The sequence below is a fragment of the Micromonospora sp. MH33 genome (assembly GCF_003013775.1).
Taxonomy (GTDB): domain Bacteria; phylum Actinomycetota; class Actinomycetes; order Mycobacteriales; family Micromonosporaceae; genus Micromonospora; species Micromonospora fulviviridis.
In genome coordinates this window covers 1-15,743 of sequence record NZ_MUYZ01000049.1, presented here as the reverse complement: position 1 = coordinate 15,743, position 15,743 = coordinate 1, and the positions used below count along the sequence as shown (strand labels likewise).

The 15,743-nt window shown below is 73.9% G+C and carries 18 protein-coding genes; 8 read left to right on the top strand and 10 right to left on the bottom strand.

Translation table 11 applies throughout. The features are described from left to right. Positions 1-7: 7 nt before the first annotated feature. Both B0E53_RS11010 and B0E53_RS11005 read right to left on the bottom strand, forming a co-directional pair. Positions 8-364: a hypothetical protein gene (locus B0E53_RS11010; protein WP_107075966.1), complete on the bottom strand. Its 357-nt coding sequence runs from the start codon at positions 362-364 to the stop codon at positions 8-10. A gap of 5 nt (positions 365-369) precedes the next feature. After that, positions 370-783, bottom strand: coding sequence for a YbaB/EbfC family nucleoid-associated protein (locus B0E53_RS11005; RefSeq protein ID WP_107075953.1), 414 nt, complete (start codon positions 781-783; stop codon positions 370-372). A gap of 79 nt (positions 784-862) precedes the next feature. Here B0E53_RS11005 and B0E53_RS11000 point away from each other — a divergent pair, with 79 nt between their 5' ends. After that, entirely contained in the window at positions 863-2,095 is a 1,233-nt protein-coding gene (locus B0E53_RS11000) for an SUKH-3 domain-containing protein (RefSeq protein WP_107075952.1), read from the top strand. Positions 2,096-2,101: 6 nt separating this feature from the next. Here B0E53_RS11000 and B0E53_RS10995 read toward each other — a convergent pair whose 3' ends face one another. Then, positions 2,102-3,541 (bottom strand): aldehyde dehydrogenase family protein, encoded by a 1,440-nt coding sequence (locus tag B0E53_RS10995; protein ID WP_107075951.1) that lies wholly within the window; start codon positions 3,539-3,541, stop codon positions 2,102-2,104. 141 nt (positions 3,542-3,682) lie between these two features. On the opposite strand from B0E53_RS10995, the gene B0E53_RS10990 reads away from it, so the two are divergent. The 5 genes from B0E53_RS10990 (at position 3,683) to B0E53_RS10970 (ending at position 8,845) form a co-directional block, all read left to right on the top strand. Next, positions 3,683-5,119, top strand: a complete 1,437-nt coding sequence (locus B0E53_RS10990) for a gamma-aminobutyraldehyde dehydrogenase (RefSeq protein WP_107075950.1) — start codon at positions 3,683-3,685, stop codon at positions 5,117-5,119. 3 nt (positions 5,120-5,122) lie between these two features. Further along, positions 5,123-6,391 carry a 4-aminobutyrate--2-oxoglutarate transaminase gene (gene gabT / locus B0E53_RS10985; protein ID WP_107075949.1) on the top strand — a complete coding sequence of 423 codons (1,269 nt, stop codon included), beginning with the start codon at positions 5,123-5,125 and terminating at the stop codon, positions 6,389-6,391. A 152-nt stretch (positions 6,392-6,543) separates the two neighbouring features. After that, positions 6,544-6,960, top strand: coding sequence for a GntR family transcriptional regulator (locus tag B0E53_RS10980; RefSeq protein WP_107075948.1), 417 nt, complete (start codon positions 6,544-6,546; stop codon positions 6,958-6,960). A gap of 11 nt (positions 6,961-6,971) precedes the next feature. Then, positions 6,972-7,859 carry an ABC transporter ATP-binding protein gene (locus tag B0E53_RS10975; protein WP_107075947.1) on the top strand — a complete coding sequence of 296 codons (888 nt, stop codon included), beginning with the start codon at positions 6,972-6,974 and terminating at the stop codon, positions 7,857-7,859. Then, positions 7,856-8,845 (top strand): transporter, encoded by a 990-nt coding sequence (locus B0E53_RS10970; protein ID WP_107075965.1) that lies wholly within the window; start codon positions 7,856-7,858, stop codon positions 8,843-8,845. Before B0E53_RS10975 ends, B0E53_RS10970 begins: the two co-directional genes overlap by 4 nt. Before the next feature lie 62 nt (positions 8,846-8,907). Here the strand turns inward: B0E53_RS10970 and B0E53_RS10965 are convergent, their stop codons facing one another. From B0E53_RS10965 to B0E53_RS10940, 7 genes are all read right to left on the bottom strand, one after another. Beyond that, entirely contained in the window at positions 8,908-9,594 is a 687-nt protein-coding gene (locus B0E53_RS10965; RefSeq protein ID WP_107075946.1) for a hypothetical protein, read from the bottom strand. A gap of 81 nt (positions 9,595-9,675) precedes the next feature. After that, the gene (locus B0E53_RS10960; protein ID WP_107075945.1) at positions 9,676-10,311 is read right to left on the bottom strand and encodes a M15 family metallopeptidase; all 636 of its coding nucleotides are present in this window, start codon (positions 10,309-10,311) and stop codon (positions 9,676-9,678) included. After that, the gene (locus B0E53_RS10955) at positions 10,308-11,426 is read right to left on the bottom strand and encodes a D-alanine--D-alanine ligase family protein (RefSeq protein ID WP_107075944.1); all 1,119 of its coding nucleotides are present in this window, start codon (positions 11,424-11,426) and stop codon (positions 10,308-10,310) included. Before B0E53_RS10955 ends, B0E53_RS10960 begins: the two co-directional genes overlap by 4 nt. Next, positions 11,423-11,695 (bottom strand): hypothetical protein, encoded by a 273-nt coding sequence (locus B0E53_RS39260; protein ID WP_246835338.1) that lies wholly within the window; start codon positions 11,693-11,695, stop codon positions 11,423-11,425. Before B0E53_RS39260 ends, B0E53_RS10955 begins: the two co-directional genes overlap by 4 nt. Before the next feature lie 53 nt (positions 11,696-11,748). Further along, on the bottom strand, positions 11,749-12,474 hold the full coding sequence (locus B0E53_RS10950) for a pyridoxal-phosphate dependent enzyme (protein WP_246835337.1): 726 nt from the start codon (positions 12,472-12,474) through the stop codon (positions 11,749-11,751). 72 nt (positions 12,475-12,546) lie between these two features. Beyond that, positions 12,547-13,599: a HAMP domain-containing sensor histidine kinase gene (locus B0E53_RS10945; protein ID WP_107075943.1), complete on the bottom strand. Its 1,053-nt coding sequence runs from the start codon at positions 13,597-13,599 to the stop codon at positions 12,547-12,549. Continuing rightward, the gene (locus B0E53_RS10940) at positions 13,596-14,261 is read right to left on the bottom strand and encodes a response regulator transcription factor (RefSeq protein ID WP_107075942.1); all 666 of its coding nucleotides are present in this window, start codon (positions 14,259-14,261) and stop codon (positions 13,596-13,598) included. The genes B0E53_RS10945 and B0E53_RS10940 overlap by 4 nt, the downstream gene beginning before the upstream one ends. A 247-nt stretch (positions 14,262-14,508) precedes the next feature. Between B0E53_RS10940 and B0E53_RS40100 the strand changes: the two genes are divergently transcribed. Together B0E53_RS40100 and B0E53_RS10935 are read left to right on the top strand one after the other, a co-directional pair. After that, on the top strand, positions 14,509-14,634 hold the full coding sequence (locus tag B0E53_RS40100; protein ID WP_281492852.1) for a hypothetical protein: 126 nt from the start codon (positions 14,509-14,511) through the stop codon (positions 14,632-14,634). Further along, positions 14,627-15,743: GAF domain-containing protein (locus B0E53_RS10935; protein ID WP_107075941.1), on the top strand; the 1,117-nt coding region annotated here is incomplete at its 3' end. The genes B0E53_RS40100 and B0E53_RS10935, both read left to right, overlap by 8 nt.

The window sequence follows — 15,743 nt, the reverse complement described above, 5'->3', positions numbered from 1 at the left end:
CCGGTGGTCAGCGCCAGGGCCGGTGCGGGTTGTGCTGCTGGTGCGGGATCTCGCCGAGCTGGCGAGCGTTGGTCAGGTCGGTCTCCACGGTCGCAACGACGGAACGCACCACGTCGCTGCCCAGCCCTTCGATCGAGCGGCCGAGGATCTCCCACGCCCGCAGCAGGGTCTCCGCGTAGCCCTGGTAGTGCTTGTCGAAGGCGGCGCCGATGTCGTCCCGGCCCCACGGCCGCTGCGCGCTCGCCGCCGCGATGGGGTCGCCCGCCTCCCGCCGGGAGAGGGTGACCGCCGCCCCGGCCAGGGCCAGGTCGGCGCCGCCGCGCCGGGCCCGGTCAGGGTCCAGCCAGATCTGCCCGTCGGCCACCGCCGTCACTCTCCCCGTGACAGGACGGCGTCCGCCCGGCCCAGCAGGGCACCGAAATCATGCGTACGCAGGAACTCCACCGACGGGGAGCCGGGCGGAAGGAATCCGGCGACCAGTTCGCGGGTCGCCGTGACCGCGGACGCGGACGCCCGCAGCACGGTGTCGGTGATCTTTCGGCTCAGCGCCCTGGCGTCCCGGTCGTGGAACACCGACGGGGCGACCTCGACGCTGATCAGCTCGCTGCGGGCTCCGACGACCGCGGTCACCTGGCCGTCGTCGGAGCGCTCGGTCACCCGCAGCTCCGCGAGCCTGGTCTGAAGTTCGTCCAAACCGGACCGTAGTCGCTGGTACTGGCCGTACACCTCGTCGAACCGCGCACGCAGCGCGCGGTTCGCGTCCCGGTCCGCGCTCTCGGCCACCGCCGCCCCTTCCGTCACCGTCAGTAGGGATGACCATACCGGGCGCCACGGAATCCGTGGGGTCCGGTAGCTTCAGGCTGTGATCGAACGACAGCAGGCCGAGCAACTCGCGGCCGCCTGGGCCCGACGAGACTCCGAGCGCCTGGGATTCCCGTGCACTCCGGTGGTCGAGGAGTTCGACCTGGGTTATCTGGTCACGTCCACTGTGTCCGTCGACGCCCGGGCTCTCCCCGGCGACCTGCCGACCACGGTCATCGACAAGGAGACCGGAGAGGTGTCGACCTGGCCACGGGTGCCGGCCGCCGCCGTCGAGGAGATGTTCCGGCAGCGCCGACCGGCAGCGCCCCGCGCGCAGCGCACGGTCGACCCGGCCGCGCAACTGCTCCAGGAGCTCACCCGGCTGCCCACGCCCGGTGCTGTGGCCCACCTCACCCTCGACGGCCGCCTGCACGTCGCGCAGGGCGCCAAGGGCGACATCGAGGTGCGCCACCATCCGCTGGTGCAGTCCTATCTGGACGAGCTGCAACCCGGCCACCTGGTCCGGGGCGGCGAGCGGCACGCCGAGATGATCGTCGTCTCGGACGTCCTGCACGAGCAGGATCACCGGCGCGCCGCGGAAGGCCTGCCGCGGCTGACGCTGGAAGAGGCGAAGGCGATCCTCGGCCGCAGCCGGATCGAGTTCTTCCGGATCCGTGAGCCGGGCGACCCTGCGGCCGGCCCCGCAAAGGTGCCGTGTGACTCGTGCGTGAACTTCCTGGTGGCGTTCACCGCACTACCGTGGCCAGTCCTCGCCTACACGGAGGAATGGCGGTCCCGCCCTGAGGTCGACCCGGACCCCGGGCGATTCCCGGCCGAGGTCACGAACGCGCTCGTGGAAGCGGGCTGGCGCCCTCATTTCGGAGACCAGGTGTTGGCCGAAGCGGCGGTCAGGGACGTCCGGGCGGTCAGCGGCAGTCGACACGGCCACGCTGTCTTCCCTGCCGTGATGCCCACCCTTACCGCCTTTCCTGGTCTGGAAAGCCGTCGCCAGGGTCCCGGTGAGCGGGTGTGGATCTCCCGGTTCGGCATCCGTCCCTGGGACATGGCCCACACCGCCGACACGCTGGCGGATTTCGGCTCGGTGCTGGGCGCCCGCCTGTTTCCGCTCGGAACGGAGCGTGGGGACAGCATCATCGCCGTCGACGAGCACGGCCGGATCTTCGCCCTCGACCAGGCCGGCGAGTGGTTCCTCGGCCCCGACATCGATGCCGCCCTCACCACGCTGCTGCTCGGCCGCGCCCCCGCCCGGGTCCGCCACGACGGCACCTGGTGAAGGGCGCTACAGCTTCACCCCGGTCAGGACCATGACGCGTGGCTCGGTGTAGTCGTCCATGGCGCTGCGCAGCCCTTCCCGCCCCACGCCCGAGCCCTTCACCCCGCCGTACGGCATCTGGTCGGCCCGGTACGACGGCACGTCCCCCACGATCACGCCGCCGACCTCCAGCGTCCGGGAGGCCAGGAAGGCGGTTTGCAGGTTGTGGGTGAACACCCCGGCCTGCAGCCCGTACGCGGAGTCGTTGACGGCGGCGAACCCGGCGCGGTCGTCGGTGACCGGGGCGACCACCAGCACCGGCCCGAACACCTCCTCGGTGCAGACCTTGGCCGAGGACGGCACCCCGCTGAGCACGGTCGGCGGGTAGGTGGCGCCGTCCCGCCGACCGCCCACCTCGATGGTGGCGCCTGCGGCGACCGCCTCGTCGACCCACGCCTCGACGCGTTCCGCCGCTTCGACGGAGACCAGCGGTCCCACGTCGGTCAGCTCGGAGGTCGGGTCGCCGGTGCGCAGTTCCTCGACGGCCGCGACGAGCCGGGGCAGGAAGCCGTCGTAGAGCCAATCGTGCACGTACACCCGCTGCACGGCGATGCACGACTGCCCGGCCTGGTAGTTGGAGAAGGTGGCGATCCGGTGCGCGGCGAAGGTCAGGTCCCCGTCCGACGACCAGTCCTCGCAGATCACCGCCGCGGCGTTGCCGCCGAGCTCCAGGGTGACGTGCTTGTCGGGGGCGGCCCGGCGGATGGCCGCGCCGACCGGCCCGGAGCCGGTGAACGACACCACGGGCAGCCGGGGGTCGGCGACGAGTTCGGCGGCGCGCTCGTTGGGCAGCGGCAGCACCGAGAACATCCCCTCGGGCAGTTCGGTCTCGGCCAGGATCTCGCCGAGCAGCAGCGCGGAGAGCGGGGTGGCCGGGGCCGGTTTGACCACGATGGGTGCGCCGACGGCGATGGCCGGGGCGACCTTGTGCGCGACCAGGTTCAGCGGGAAGTTGAACGGGGCGATGCCCAGCACGGGTCCGCGGGGCACCCGCCGGACCAGCGCGATGCGGCCGGTGGCCGCCGGGTCGGTGTCCAGGCGCTGCAGTTCGCCGGAGAACCGCCGGGCCTCCTCGGCGGCCCAGCGGAAGGTGGAGACCGCCCGGCCCACCTCGGCCTTCGCCCATTTCACCGGCTTGCCGTTCTCGGCGGTGATCAGGGCGGCGACCTCGTCGGCCCGTTCGGCCAGCCGGCGGGAGACGTGGTCGAGGGCCGCGGCGCGGGCGTGCGCGGGCAGGGCCGCGGCCGCCGCGGTCACCTCGGCGGCTGCCGCGACGGCGGCTTCGACCTGGTCGGGCGTGGCGAGGGTGGTACGCCCCACCGTCCGGCCGTCGTACGGGTGGGTGACGGTCAGCTCTCCCTCGCCGTGGGCGGGGCGGCCGGCGACATAGAAGGCTCTCGGCTCCACGTTCGGCAGCGTAGACCACGTAAGGCCGCGCGGAAACAGTTGCCCAAACCCTTGTCTGCCTCGGATTCAGTAGCCAAGATGGCAGTCAGATTGCGATAACCTCCGCTGACCTTCCCCCCGGCCACCCCTCGGAGACTTCTGATGAGCGATCAGCAACAGCTGCGCAACTTCGTCAACGGCGAGTACGTCGACCCGGTGGACGGCGGCTACGCCGACCTGATCGACCCGTGCACCGGCGAGGTCTTCGCCCAGGCGCCGGTCTCCGGGGCTGCGGACGTGGACGTGGCCATGAAGGCGGCCGCCGCCGCGTTCGAGACCTGGCGGGACGCCACCCCGGGCGAGCGGCAGAAGGCCCTGCTGAAGCTCGCCGACGCGGTGGAGTCCCGGGCGGCCGAGCTGGTCGACGCCGAGGTCCGCAACACCGGCAAGCCCCGTCAGCTCACCGCCGACGAGGAGTTGCCGCCGGCGGTGGACCAGTTCCGGTTCTTCGCCGGCGCGGCCCGCCTGCTGGAGGGGCGCTCGGCCGGTGAGTACATGGCGGGGCACACCTCGTACGTGCGGCGCGAGCCGATCGGCGTCTGCGCCCAGGTCACGCCCTGGAACTACCCGCTCATGATGGCGGTCTGGAAGATCGCCCCGGCCCTGGCGGCCGGCAACACGGTGGTGCTGAAGCCGTCCGACACCACCCCGGTGTCCACGCTGCTGCTGGCCGAGATCGCGTCCGAGTTCTTCCCGCCGGGCGTGTTCAACGTGGTGTGCGGCGACCGGGACACCGGCCGGGCCCTGGTCTCGCACCCGACCCCGCAGTTCGTCTCGATCACCGGTTCCACCCGGGCCGGCATGGAGGTCGCCGCGGCGGCCGCGCCGGACCTCAAGCGGACCCACCTGGAGTTGGGCGGCAAGGCCCCGGTGGTGATCTTCGACGACGCGGACGTGGCGGCGGCGGCCGAGGCGATCGCGGTGGGCGGCTACTTCAACGCCGGCCAGGACTGCACGGCCGCCACCCGGGTGCTCGCCGGCCCGGGCATCCACGATGACTTCGTGGCCGCCCTCGCCGAGCAGGCCCGCAACACGAAGACCGGCGCGCCGGACGACGAGGACGTGCTCTACGGCCCGCTGAACAACGCCAACCAGCTCAGCCGGGTACGCGGGTTCGTGGACCGGCTGCCGGACCACGCGAACGTCGAGGTGGGCGGCTCCCGGCTCGGTGAGCGCGGCTACTTCTACGCCCCGACCGTGGTCTCCGGGGTCCGGCAGGCCGACGAGATCATCCAGGACGAGGTGTTCGGCCCGGTCATCACCGTCCAGCGCTTCTCCGACGAGGACGAGGCGGTGCGCTGGGCCAACGGCGTGGACTACGGCCTCTCCGCCTCGGTGTGGACGAAGGACCACGGCCGGGCCATGCGGATGACCCGCCGGCTGGACTTCGGCTGCGTCTGGGTGAACACCCACATCCCGTTCGTCTCCGAGATGCCGCACGGCGGCTTCAAGCACTCCGGGCACGGTAAGGACCTCTCGGTCTACAGCCTGGAGGACTACACCCGGATCAAGCACGTCATGCACAACATCGAGGGCTGAGCCTTGTCGAGCGAGGAACTGCACAAGCGCCGCGGGGCAGCCGTCGCGCGGGGTGTCGGCAGCACGATCACCTCCTACGTCGACCACGCGGGCGGCGGGACGATCACCGACGTCGACGGGCGGCAGTGGATCGACTTCGCGGCCGGCATCGCGGTCGCCAACGTGGGCAACTCCGCCCCGAAGGTGGTCGAGGCGGTGCGGGCGCAGGTCGAGCGGTTCACCCACACCTGCTTCATGGTGGCGCCGTACGAGTCGTACGTGGCGGTCTGCGAGCAGCTCAACGCGCTGACCCCGGGCGACTTCGAGAAGCGCTCGGCGCTGTTCAACTCCGGCGCCGAGGCGGTGGAGAACGCCGTGAAGATCGCCCGGCACGCCACCGGGCGGCCGGCCGTGGTGGTCTTCGACCACGCGTACCACGGCCGGACGAACCTGACCATGGCGCTGACCGCGAAGAACATGCCGTACAAGCACCGGTTCGGGCCGTTCGCCGGTGAGGTCTACCGGGTGCCGATGTCGTACCCGCTGCGCGACGGCGGCCTCGACGGGGCGACCGCCGCGGCGCGGGCGATCGAGATGGTGGAGAAGCAAGTCGGCGCGGAGAACGTGGCGGCCCTGCTGATCGAGCCGATCCAGGGCGAGGGCGGCTTCGTGGTGCCGGCCGAGGGGTTCCTGCCGGCGCTGCGCGAGTGGGCGACCGCCGCCGGGGTGGTGTTCGTCGCCGACGAGATCCAGACCGGGTTCTGCCGGACCGGCGACTGGTTCGCCTGCCAGCACGAGGGCGTCGAGCCGGACCTGGTCACCCTGGCCAAGGGCATCGCCGGCGGGCTGCCGCTCGCCGCGGTCACCGGCCGCGCGGAGCTGATGGACGCGGTGCACGTCGGCGGCCTCGGCGGGACGTACGGCGGCAACCCGATCGCCTGCGCGGCCGCGCTCGCGGCCATCGAGACCATGCACGAGCTGGACCTGGCCGCCGCCGCCCGGCGGATCGGCACGGTCATGGTCGACCGGCTGCGCGCGATCGCCGCCCGCGACCCGCGCGTCGCCGAGGTACGCGGCCGCGGCGCGATGCTCGCCGTGGAGATCGTCCAGCCGGGCACGCTGACCCCGGATCCGGCCGCCACGGCGGCGATCTCGGCGGCCTGCCACGCGGCCGGCCTGCTCACCCTGACCTGCGGCACCTACGGCAACGTGCTGCGGCTCCTGCCCCCGCTCGTCATCTCCGACGACGAGCTGGCCCGCGGCCTGGACATTCTGGAGGCCGCCTTCGGCTGACCGAGGTCAGCCCCGATCGTGGAACACCACGGGCGTCGATCTCCCAGGTGCCGCCCGTGGTGTTCCACCGACACTCGGTTGAAGGACCTCACAGCGGGTCGATCCTGTCCTATAGTCCTACTGTCGTAGGACAATAGAAGGGCAGGTCCCGTGTGATCGAGTTCGTGTTGGACGCCCGGTCCAAGGTGAACACGTACGTGCAGCTGATCCAGCAGGTCAAACAGGCCCTCCGGGTCGGGCTGCTGACGCCCGGCGACCAGCTCCCCAAGGTCCGCGAGGTGGCGCAGGCGCTGGCTATCAACCCCAACACCGTGCTGAAGGCGTACCGGGAGCTGGAGATCGAGGGTCTGGTCGAGGGCCGTCCCGGGGTCGGCACGTTCGTCCGCCGTACCCTCGGCGGCCCGCCCCCGGCCGAGCAGGCCGAGCTGCGCACGGAGCTGGTGGCCTGGCTGCGCCGCGCGCGGGCCGCCGGCCTCACCTCGGAAGACGTCACCGCCCTGGTCGAGACCACCCTGCGGGCGACGCTCGCCGCCGAGGCGGCCCGCACCCGGCCCGCCGCGGCCCGATGAGAGGACACCAGATGGAGATCGCGCTGGAGGCCGAGCAGCTCGGCAAGCGCTACGGGCGACGCTGGGCGTTGCAGGACTGCTCGTTCCAGCTGCCCGCCGGCCGGATCGCCGGCCTGGTCGGCCCGAACGGCGCCGGCAAGAGCACCCTGCTGCACCTCGCCGTCGGCCTGCTCCGGCCGGACGCCGGCACGGTGCGGGTCTTCGACCGCACGCCCTACGACAACCCGGCGGTGCTGCCGGAGGTCGGCTTCGTCGCCCAGGACACCCCGCTCTACCGCGACTTCACCGCGGCCGAGCTGGTCCGCATCACGGGGCGGATGAACAGCCGCTGGGACGGCGCGCTGGCCCGCGAGCGGCTCGCCCAGCTCGGCATCCCGCCGAAGCTGCCGGTCGGCCGGCTCTCCGGCGGGCAACGCGCCCAGGTGGCCCTCGCGCTCGCCCTCGCCAAGCGGCCCCGGCTGCTGCTCCTGGACGAGCCGGTCGCCAGCCTCGACCCGCTGGCCCGCCGCGAGTTCCTCCAGTCGCTGATGGGCAGCGTCGCCGAGTCCGGGACGACGGTGCTGCTCTCCTCGCACCTGCTCGGCGACCTCGAGCGAGTCTGCGACCACCTCATCGTCCTGAACGCCTCCCGGGTACGCCTCGTCGGCGCGGTCGACGAGCTGGTCGCCGGCCACCGGCAGCTGGTCGGGCCCCGGCACACCGGCGAACCGATCACCGGGGTCGGGGCGGTGGTCCGGGCCAGCCACACCGGGCGCCAGTCGACGCTGCTGGCCCGGGTCGACGGGGTGGTCGACCCGGAGTGGACGGTGCACGACGTGACCCTGGAGGAGGTCATCCTGGCCTATCTCGACGAGGGCGGGACCAGGGCCAGCCACACGGAATGGGAGGTGCCGGCGTGATCACCCTGGCCTGGCGGCAGCACCGCAGGCAGCTGCTGTTCACCCTCATCGGGTTCGCGGCGCTGGCCGCGCTCATGGTCCCGATCGGCATCTCGATGCGCCACACGTTCGCCGACCTCGGGCTGCCCGACTGCGTCCGCGAGCTGGCCCGCAGCGACGTGGCGCCGGCGACCGCGGACACCTGCGAGGGGGCGTTCCGCCAGTTCACCAACCGGTACGGCAGCCTGAACCTGGTCGCCGTCCTGCTGCTCGTGCTGCCGATGCTGGTCGGCCTCTTCTGGGGCGCGCCCCTGGTCGCCCGCGAGGTGGAGCAGGGCACCCACCGGTTCGCCTGGACCCAGGGCATCGGCCGGCGGCACTGGGCGCTCGTGAAGTTCGGGCTGGTCGTCGCGGTGACGACCACCGTCGCCGTCTGCTACGGGCTGGGCATGTCGTGGTGGGTCACCCCACTGACCCAGGCCGCACGCGAGGGCCGGCTCGGCTTCATCGTCTTCGACCTGCAGGGCGTCGCCCCGATCGGCTACACCCTTTTCGCGGTGGCGCTGGGCATCTTCGCCGGCACACTCGGGCGGCGGATGCTGCCGGCCATGACCATCACCCTCGTCGGCTTCGTCGGTGTCCGGGCCGCCGTCGCGGTCCTGGCCCGGCCCCACTACCAGCCCGCCCGCACCGCCGAGTTCCCCGTGACGGACGCCGGCCGGCTGCCGCTGGACCGCGGCAACTGGGTGCTCTCCAGCGGGGTGCGCAACCCGGACGGGAAGATGGTGGCCCCCGACACGCAGATCATGTGCCCGCCGGGCGCCCGGGCTCCTGGCGGCGGCGAGTGCGGGTCCGAACTCGGTATCCAGCCCGGCGCGTACAACTGGCAGCTCTATCAGCCCGCCGACCGGTTCTGGCTGTTCCAGTGGATCGAGACCGGCATCTTCGTCGCGCTCGCCGCCGTCCTGCTCTACCTGGCCCTCCGCCGGATCCGCCGGATCGCCTGAGGCACCTCGGCAGGGTGGGTGCGCGCCACCCACCCTGCCGTGCCGTGCCGTGCCGTGCCGGGTCAGCGCAGCCGCTCCACCACGTTGCGGCGGACCAGGTTCTTGCCCGGTTCCCGGATCAGGTCCATGGCCACCGCGTTGAGCAGCACACAACTCCCGGACGGCCCGGTGACCGTCACGGTCGCCACCCTGCCGTTGTCCAGGTTGGTCACCCGCAGCCGGGTGCCCACCGGGAACTGGCCGCTGGTGGCGGCCGGCGCACCGCCCTCGGCCGAGAAGGTGATCGCCCCGGTGCAGACACTGGCGACTGGCGTGCCACCGGGCCGGGCGTTGCCCGGCCGGGACTCGCCGGCCGGGGCGCCGCCACCGGGCCGGGCCGCGCCGGTCACCGGGGCGCCGCCGTCGAGGCGTTCGACCAGGTTGCGGCGGATCACGTTCTTGCCCGGCTCGCGGACCAGGTCCATGGCCGCCGCGTTGAGCAGCACGCAACTTCCGGACGGCCCGGTGACCGTCACCGTCGCCACCCTGCCGTTGTCCAGGTTGGTCACCCGCAGCCGGGTACCCACCGGGAACCGGTTGCTGGTCGCCGCCGGCGCACCGCCCTCGGCCGAGAAGGTCACCGACCCCGCGCAGGCCGACTGCCCGGCCGGGGCGGTCTCCGCGAAGCCCATCCCCGTGCCCACCGCGACAACCGCCGAGGCGGCCAGTGCCACGGTCGCCGCCAGCACGTGCTTGCGCTGCACCCTCACGTTGTCTCTCCCGTCGTCCGGTGAAATCGTTCGACGCCTGGTACGGACGGGAGGGCCGGAACGTTCAGCCGGGACGGCGGATCACAACGGACCGTAACGGGTGTGTGGCGCTCCGGTGAGCAGCGCCCAGTACCGGTCGCCGTAGGACCAGTGCCACCACTCGGTCGGGTAGTTCACCAGCCCCGCCCCGCTCAGCGCGGCCACCAGGATCTGCCGGTTCCGCCAGGCGCTCACCGGGATGTGCCGGGCCGCCGTGAAGCAGGCGTCGGCGCTCTCCTCCGGGGTGGCGTCGAGGGCGGTGCCCATCTCCAACTCCATCCCATCGGCGTCACACAGGGTGAGGTCGACCGCGCCGCCGGTGCTGTGCGGCGCCACCTCGACCGGCGAGACGAACTTGGTGGTCTCCCGGTGCAGCCGCTCCGCCGACCAGTCCGGGTAGCGCCGGCGCAGCTCGTCCCGGTAGCCGGTGAAGATGTCGAGCTGCGCCCGGTACGGCCGGTACCCCTCGACGACCAGCAGGCGCAGGCCGGCCGGCAGCGCGCGCTGCGCGGCCAGCAGCCGGTCCGCGACCCCGCGCCGCACCCGGGCGTACGCCCCGGCGGGGTCGGCGGCCCGGGTGTCCAGCCGCAGCTCCGGCAGTTCCCGCAGGTCGACCAGCGGATCGCCGTCGTCCCGGCTGGACACCGCCGCGACCCGGGGATCGGAGAGCAGGATCATGCCGCACCCGCCGGCCGGGCCGCGTGCCGGGCGAAGGCGAGCGCGACCAGGCGGTCCACCACCTCGGGGTAGTCGACGCCGGACTCGGCCCACACCTTCGGGTACATCGAGTGCGCCGTGAAGCCGGGCAGGGTGTTCAGCTCGTTGACGAACACCTCGCCGGTCGTCTCGTCGTAGAGGAAGTCGACCCGGGCCAGGCCCCAGCCGCCGATCGCCGTGAACGCCCGGACGGACAGCTCCCGGATCCGCTCGGTGACCTCGGCGGGCAGCGGCGCCGGGACGATCATCGGGTCCGCGTCGCCGAAGTACTTCTGCCGGTAGTCGAACCAGCCGCCCGCGACCCGGACCTCGCCGACCGCGGACGCCTCCGGGCGCCAGCCGCCGAGCACGCCGCACTCCAGTTCCCGGCCGGTCACCCCCTGCTCGACCAGCACCACGTGGTCGTGCCGGAGCGCCTCCTCGACCGCCGCCGCCAGGTCGTCCCCGTCGGCCACCCGCGAGATCCCGATGGAGGAACCCATCCGGGCCGGCTTCACGAACAGCGGCCGGCGCAGCCCGACGACCAGCTTCTCCGGGTCCTCCGCGGCCCGCCAGGTCGGCGCGTCGAACCAGACGTGCGGGGTGGTCGGCACCCCCTCGGCCCGCAGCGCCCGCTTCATCGCCACCTTGTCCATGCCGACGGCGGAGGCGAGGATGCCGCACCCGACGTACGGCACCCCGAGCGATTCGAGCAGCCCCTGCACCACGCCGTCCTCGCCGTACGGGCCGTGCAGCACCGGGAAGACCACGTCCAGCTCGGCGTGCACCGTGCCCGGGGCGTCGGCCGCGGTGACCGCCACCGTGCCGGCGCGCGCCCCGGCGCGCAGCTCCACCGCGGGCCCGGTCACCGGCAGCCGGTCGTCGATGGCCCGGCCGGCGGCCACGCTCCCGCGGCGTTCGGCCAGCACCGGTTCCGGCACCAGCCGCAGCGCGCCGGCGCGGGTGATCCCGAGCGCGACCACCCGGTGGCCCCGCTCGGCCAGGGCCCGGGCCACGCCGAGTGCCGAGGCGCAGGAGACCTCGTGCTCCGCCGACGGGCCACCGAACAGGACGCCGATCCGAACCGCAGCGCTCACGCCGCCACCCCTTCCATCCGGGCCCGGTCGGCGACGGATCCGGTCGCCAACCGGGCGACGAGGTCCGCCTCGACATTGCCGCCGGTCAGCACCACGCCGACCGTCCGGTACCGCTCGGGCAACCCGCCGCCGGAGTCGCCCGGCCGTGCCGCGGTCCACGGCGCGCCCTCGGAGTCACCCGGCCGGCCCGCGAGCTGTCGCGCGCCGTCGGGGTCGCCCGGCCGCGACGCCACCCGCAACCCGTTGTCGGGGTCGCCCGACCCGGTCACCAGCCGCAGGGCGCCGGCCAGCCCGGCCGCTCCGGACGGCTCGACGAGGACCTTCAGCTCCAGCAGGAGCAGCCGGAACGCCTCGGCGATCGCGCCACCGCGAACGGCAGGTCGCCGACGCAGCCCGGGCGCAGCCCGTCGGCGATGGTGGGCGCCGGGACGACCGGGGTGGGCCGGCCGGCGGCCAGGCTGCGGGCCAGCGAGTCGCAGCCGACCGGCTCGACGCCGTACACCTCGATCGGGGTGCCGGCGGCGGCCAGGCAGGCTCCCGCGACGCCGCCGCCCCCGCCCACCGGAACCACCAGCGCGTCCAGGTGGTCGTACGCGTCGATCAGGGGGTGGCCGTCGGCGGCGGCGAACTGCCGGGCGGCGGCCAGCCGCTCCTCGACGGTGGTGCCGGCGAGGACCACCCGCGCCCCGGCCGCCCGGGCCCGGGCCACCTTGACCGGCGCCGCATCGACCGGCAGCACCACCGTCGCGGCCAGCCCGTGCCGGCGGGCCGCCAGCGCCACCGCCACCGCGTGGTTGCCGGTGCTCTGGGCGACCACCCCGGTGTGGCCGGCCGCGGCGAGCCGGCCCACCGCCAGCGTCGCGCCGCGCATCTTGTAGGAACCCCCGGCCTGGAGGTTCTCCGCCTTCAGCAGGATCCGGGCGCCGGCCAGCCGGTCGATCGCCGGGCAGTTCAGCACGGGGGTACGCACCACCCGGCCGGACAGCCACCGGGCGGCCTCCTCGACGCGGGCCCGGTCCGGCAGGGCCGGGATGTGGCTGCGGGACATGGTTTCTCCTTTCGGGCAGGTGGCATCGCGGGATGCCGCATCGGCGGCTCCCGAGGGTCAGGAGGGGGTGGATCAGCGCACGGCGGGTAGCTGGACGTCGACCCGCAGGCCGCCGTCCTCGCCGGGGCGGGCGGCGATGATGCCGTCGTGCGCCTGGGTGATCGAGCGGGCGATGGCCAGGCCGAGTCCGGCCCCGCCACCCTGGTTGGTCCGGTCCCGGGCCAGGCGCCGGAAGGGTTCGAAGAGACCGGCGACCGCCTCGCCCGGGACGGCCTGGCCGGTGTTGGTGACGGTCAGCGCGGGGTCTTCGCCGACGGTGACGGTGAGCCGGCCGCCCGGCCGGTTGTACTTGATTCCGTTCTCCACCAGGTTGCCGACCAGGCGCTCCAGCAGCACCCGCTCGCCGGGCACGATCCGGGGCGCCAGCCGGGTCTCCACGGTCACCCCGGCCTCGGCCGCCCGGTCCGCGTACGCGGCCAGCACGGTGGTGACGATCTCGTCGAGGCGCTGCGGGGTGGAGGAGCGCAGCCCCTGGTCGCTCTCGCTGAGCGCGAGCAGGCCCTCGATGAGCCGCTCGTTGCGCTCGTTGGTGGCCAGCAGCTGGGCCGTGAGCAGGTCGAGCTGCTCGCCGGTGAGCGACTGGGCCATGCCGACCTCGATCAGGGTCCGCTGCACCGCCAGCGGCGTACGCAGCTCGTGCGAGGCGTTCGCGGCGAACCGCCGCTGCCCCTCGTAGCCGGCCGCGACCCGGTCCATCATGTCGTCGATGGCGCGGGAGAGCCGGGCCAGTTCGTCGCGGCCGCCGCGGCGGATCCGGTGACCGAGGTTCTGCGGCCCGAGGTCGGCGATCGGGTCGGCGAGGTCGCGCACCGGGCGCAGGCACCAGCGGGCCGCGCCCCAGACGGCGAGCACACCGGCCAGGAGGAGCAGGAACTCGGCCAGCGAGGGCAGCACCGGGACGAGCGGGCGGGCCGGCTCGCACGCCATGCCGACCACCCGCAGGTCGCAGAACGCCTGGGCACGCCACCACGCCTGGACGAACAGCCACTTGCCGAGGCCCGGCAGCAGGTAACCGCCGAGCAGGGCGAGCACCCCGACCAGCAGGACGCGACGGCGGGGGTTCACGCCGGGTCGCCGATCCGGTAGCCGGCCTTCGGCACGGTGTGGATGACGGACGGCTGGCCCAGCTTCTTGCGCAGCGTCATCACGGTGACCCGTACCGCGTTGGTGAACGGGTCGGCGAACTCGTCCCAGGCCTGTTCCAGCAGCTCCTCGGCGCTGACCACGCAGCCGCCGGCGCGCATGAGCACGTGCAGGACGGCGAACTCCTTGGGGCTCAGGCCGAGCGGTCGCCCGTCCCGGGTGACCGTGTGCCGGGCCACGTCGAGCACCACCCCGTGCCGCTCCAGCACCGGCGGCACCGCCGGGGCGGACCGTCGGCCCAGCGCCTGCACCCGGGCCACCAGCTCGGCGAAGGCGAACGGCTTGGTCAGGTAGTCGTCGGCGCCCAGCCCGAGGCCCGCCACCCGGTCCCGGATGCCGGCGGCGGCGGTGAGCAGCAGCACCCGGGTGCCGGCGTCGGACCCGGCGAGGCTGCGGCACACCTCGTCGCCGGTGGCCCCGGGCATGTCCCGGTCCAGCACGGCCACGTCGTACCGGTTGACCCCTATCCGCTCCAGCGCGCCGTCGCCGTCGTAGCAGACGTCGACCGCCATCGAGAACCGACGCAGCCCCTCGGCGACCGTGTCCGCCAGCAACCGCTCGTCGTCCGCCACCAACACCCGCACCGCTACCCGCTCCCCGTGTTCCCTCGTCCGTCCCGCCTACGGTCCCAGGCAGGAGTTAAGGGTTCCGTAAGCGCCGCCGGAGCAATCCTCCACGTCAGCGGGCCGGCACAGGTTCGCACCGTGCCGTCTGGGGCGTTCGTCCCGGCCCCACCGGCTGGCGGCGGTCGACGAGTGAGCCGGATCACTCGGGGCGCTTGATCCCCAGGGTGGCTCTGCGCCGGGACCAGGCCGTGGCCACCACGGCCTGGTGACCGGGGCGACGAGCTGGGCGAACCGGCCGGCCATGGAACTTCTCAACGACAAGTTCGGGAGCGGCTTGGCGATCGGCGGTGAGCTGGGTCACGATGGGCGCGAGGAGGTCGCCGATGGCTGACCCGTGGCTCGCCCTGGAATTCGGCGCCGATCCGGCCGAGCGGATCGCGCAGGTCGGCGCCGCGCACGAAGCGTTCCTCACCGCCGGCACCACCACCGGCCGGGTCCGCGACGTGGTGCGCCGGTCGTGGGAGCGGTCCGCGCTGCTCGACCCCGAGACCACCGCCCCGGTCGACCTCACCGACGACGCGCTGGCGAGCTACCGGGCCGCCCACCCGCTGGCCCGCGTACTGCCCCTCTTCCGCGACCTGCTCGGCGGCATCGCGCAGGACGGCGCGCACCTCATGGCGGTCTGCGACGCGGACGGACGGCTGCTCTGGGTGGAGGGGCACCCGGGGGTGCTCCGGCACGCCGAGCGGATGAACTTCGTGCCCGGCGCCCGCTGGGACGAGGCCCACGCCGGCACCAACGCGCCCGGCACCGCCCTGGCCGTCGACCACAGCGTGCAGATCTTCGCCACCGAGCACTTCGTCCGGCCGGTGCAGCGCTGGACCTGCGCCGCCGCCCCGATCCACGACCCGGCCACCGGCCGGCTGCTCGGCGCGATCGACATCACCGGCGGGGACCACCTGGCCACCCCGCAGAGCCTGGCCCTGGTCCGGGCCACCGCGCGGGCCGCCGAGGCGTTCCTGGCCGGCGCCGCCCCCACCGAACCCGACGTGCCGCACGTCGCCGCCCTCGGCCGGGACGAGGCGGAGCTGCGCGTGGCCGGCCGCCGGATCCGGCTCGGTCGCCGGCACAGCGAGCTGCTGGTGCTGCTCCTCGACCACCCCGAGGGGCGCACCGGGGAACAGCTCGGCCTCGACCTCTACGGCGACGACCGGCTGCACCCGGTCACCCTGCGCGCCGAACTGTCCCGGCTGCGCCGGGCGCTCGGCGAGGAGCTGCTCGACTCCCGCCCGTACCGGCTGCGGCCGGCCGTGCGCGCGGACTTCCGTACCGTCACCGAACTGCTGGAACACGGCGATCCGGCGGGGGCGCTGCGGGCGTACCGCGGGCCCCTGCTGCCCGGGTCGGACGCGCCGGGAGTGGCGCGACTGCGCCGGCTGGTCGACGGCCAGCTCCGCGCGGCCGTGCTGGCCGCCGCGGACCCGGCGCTGCTCACGGCCT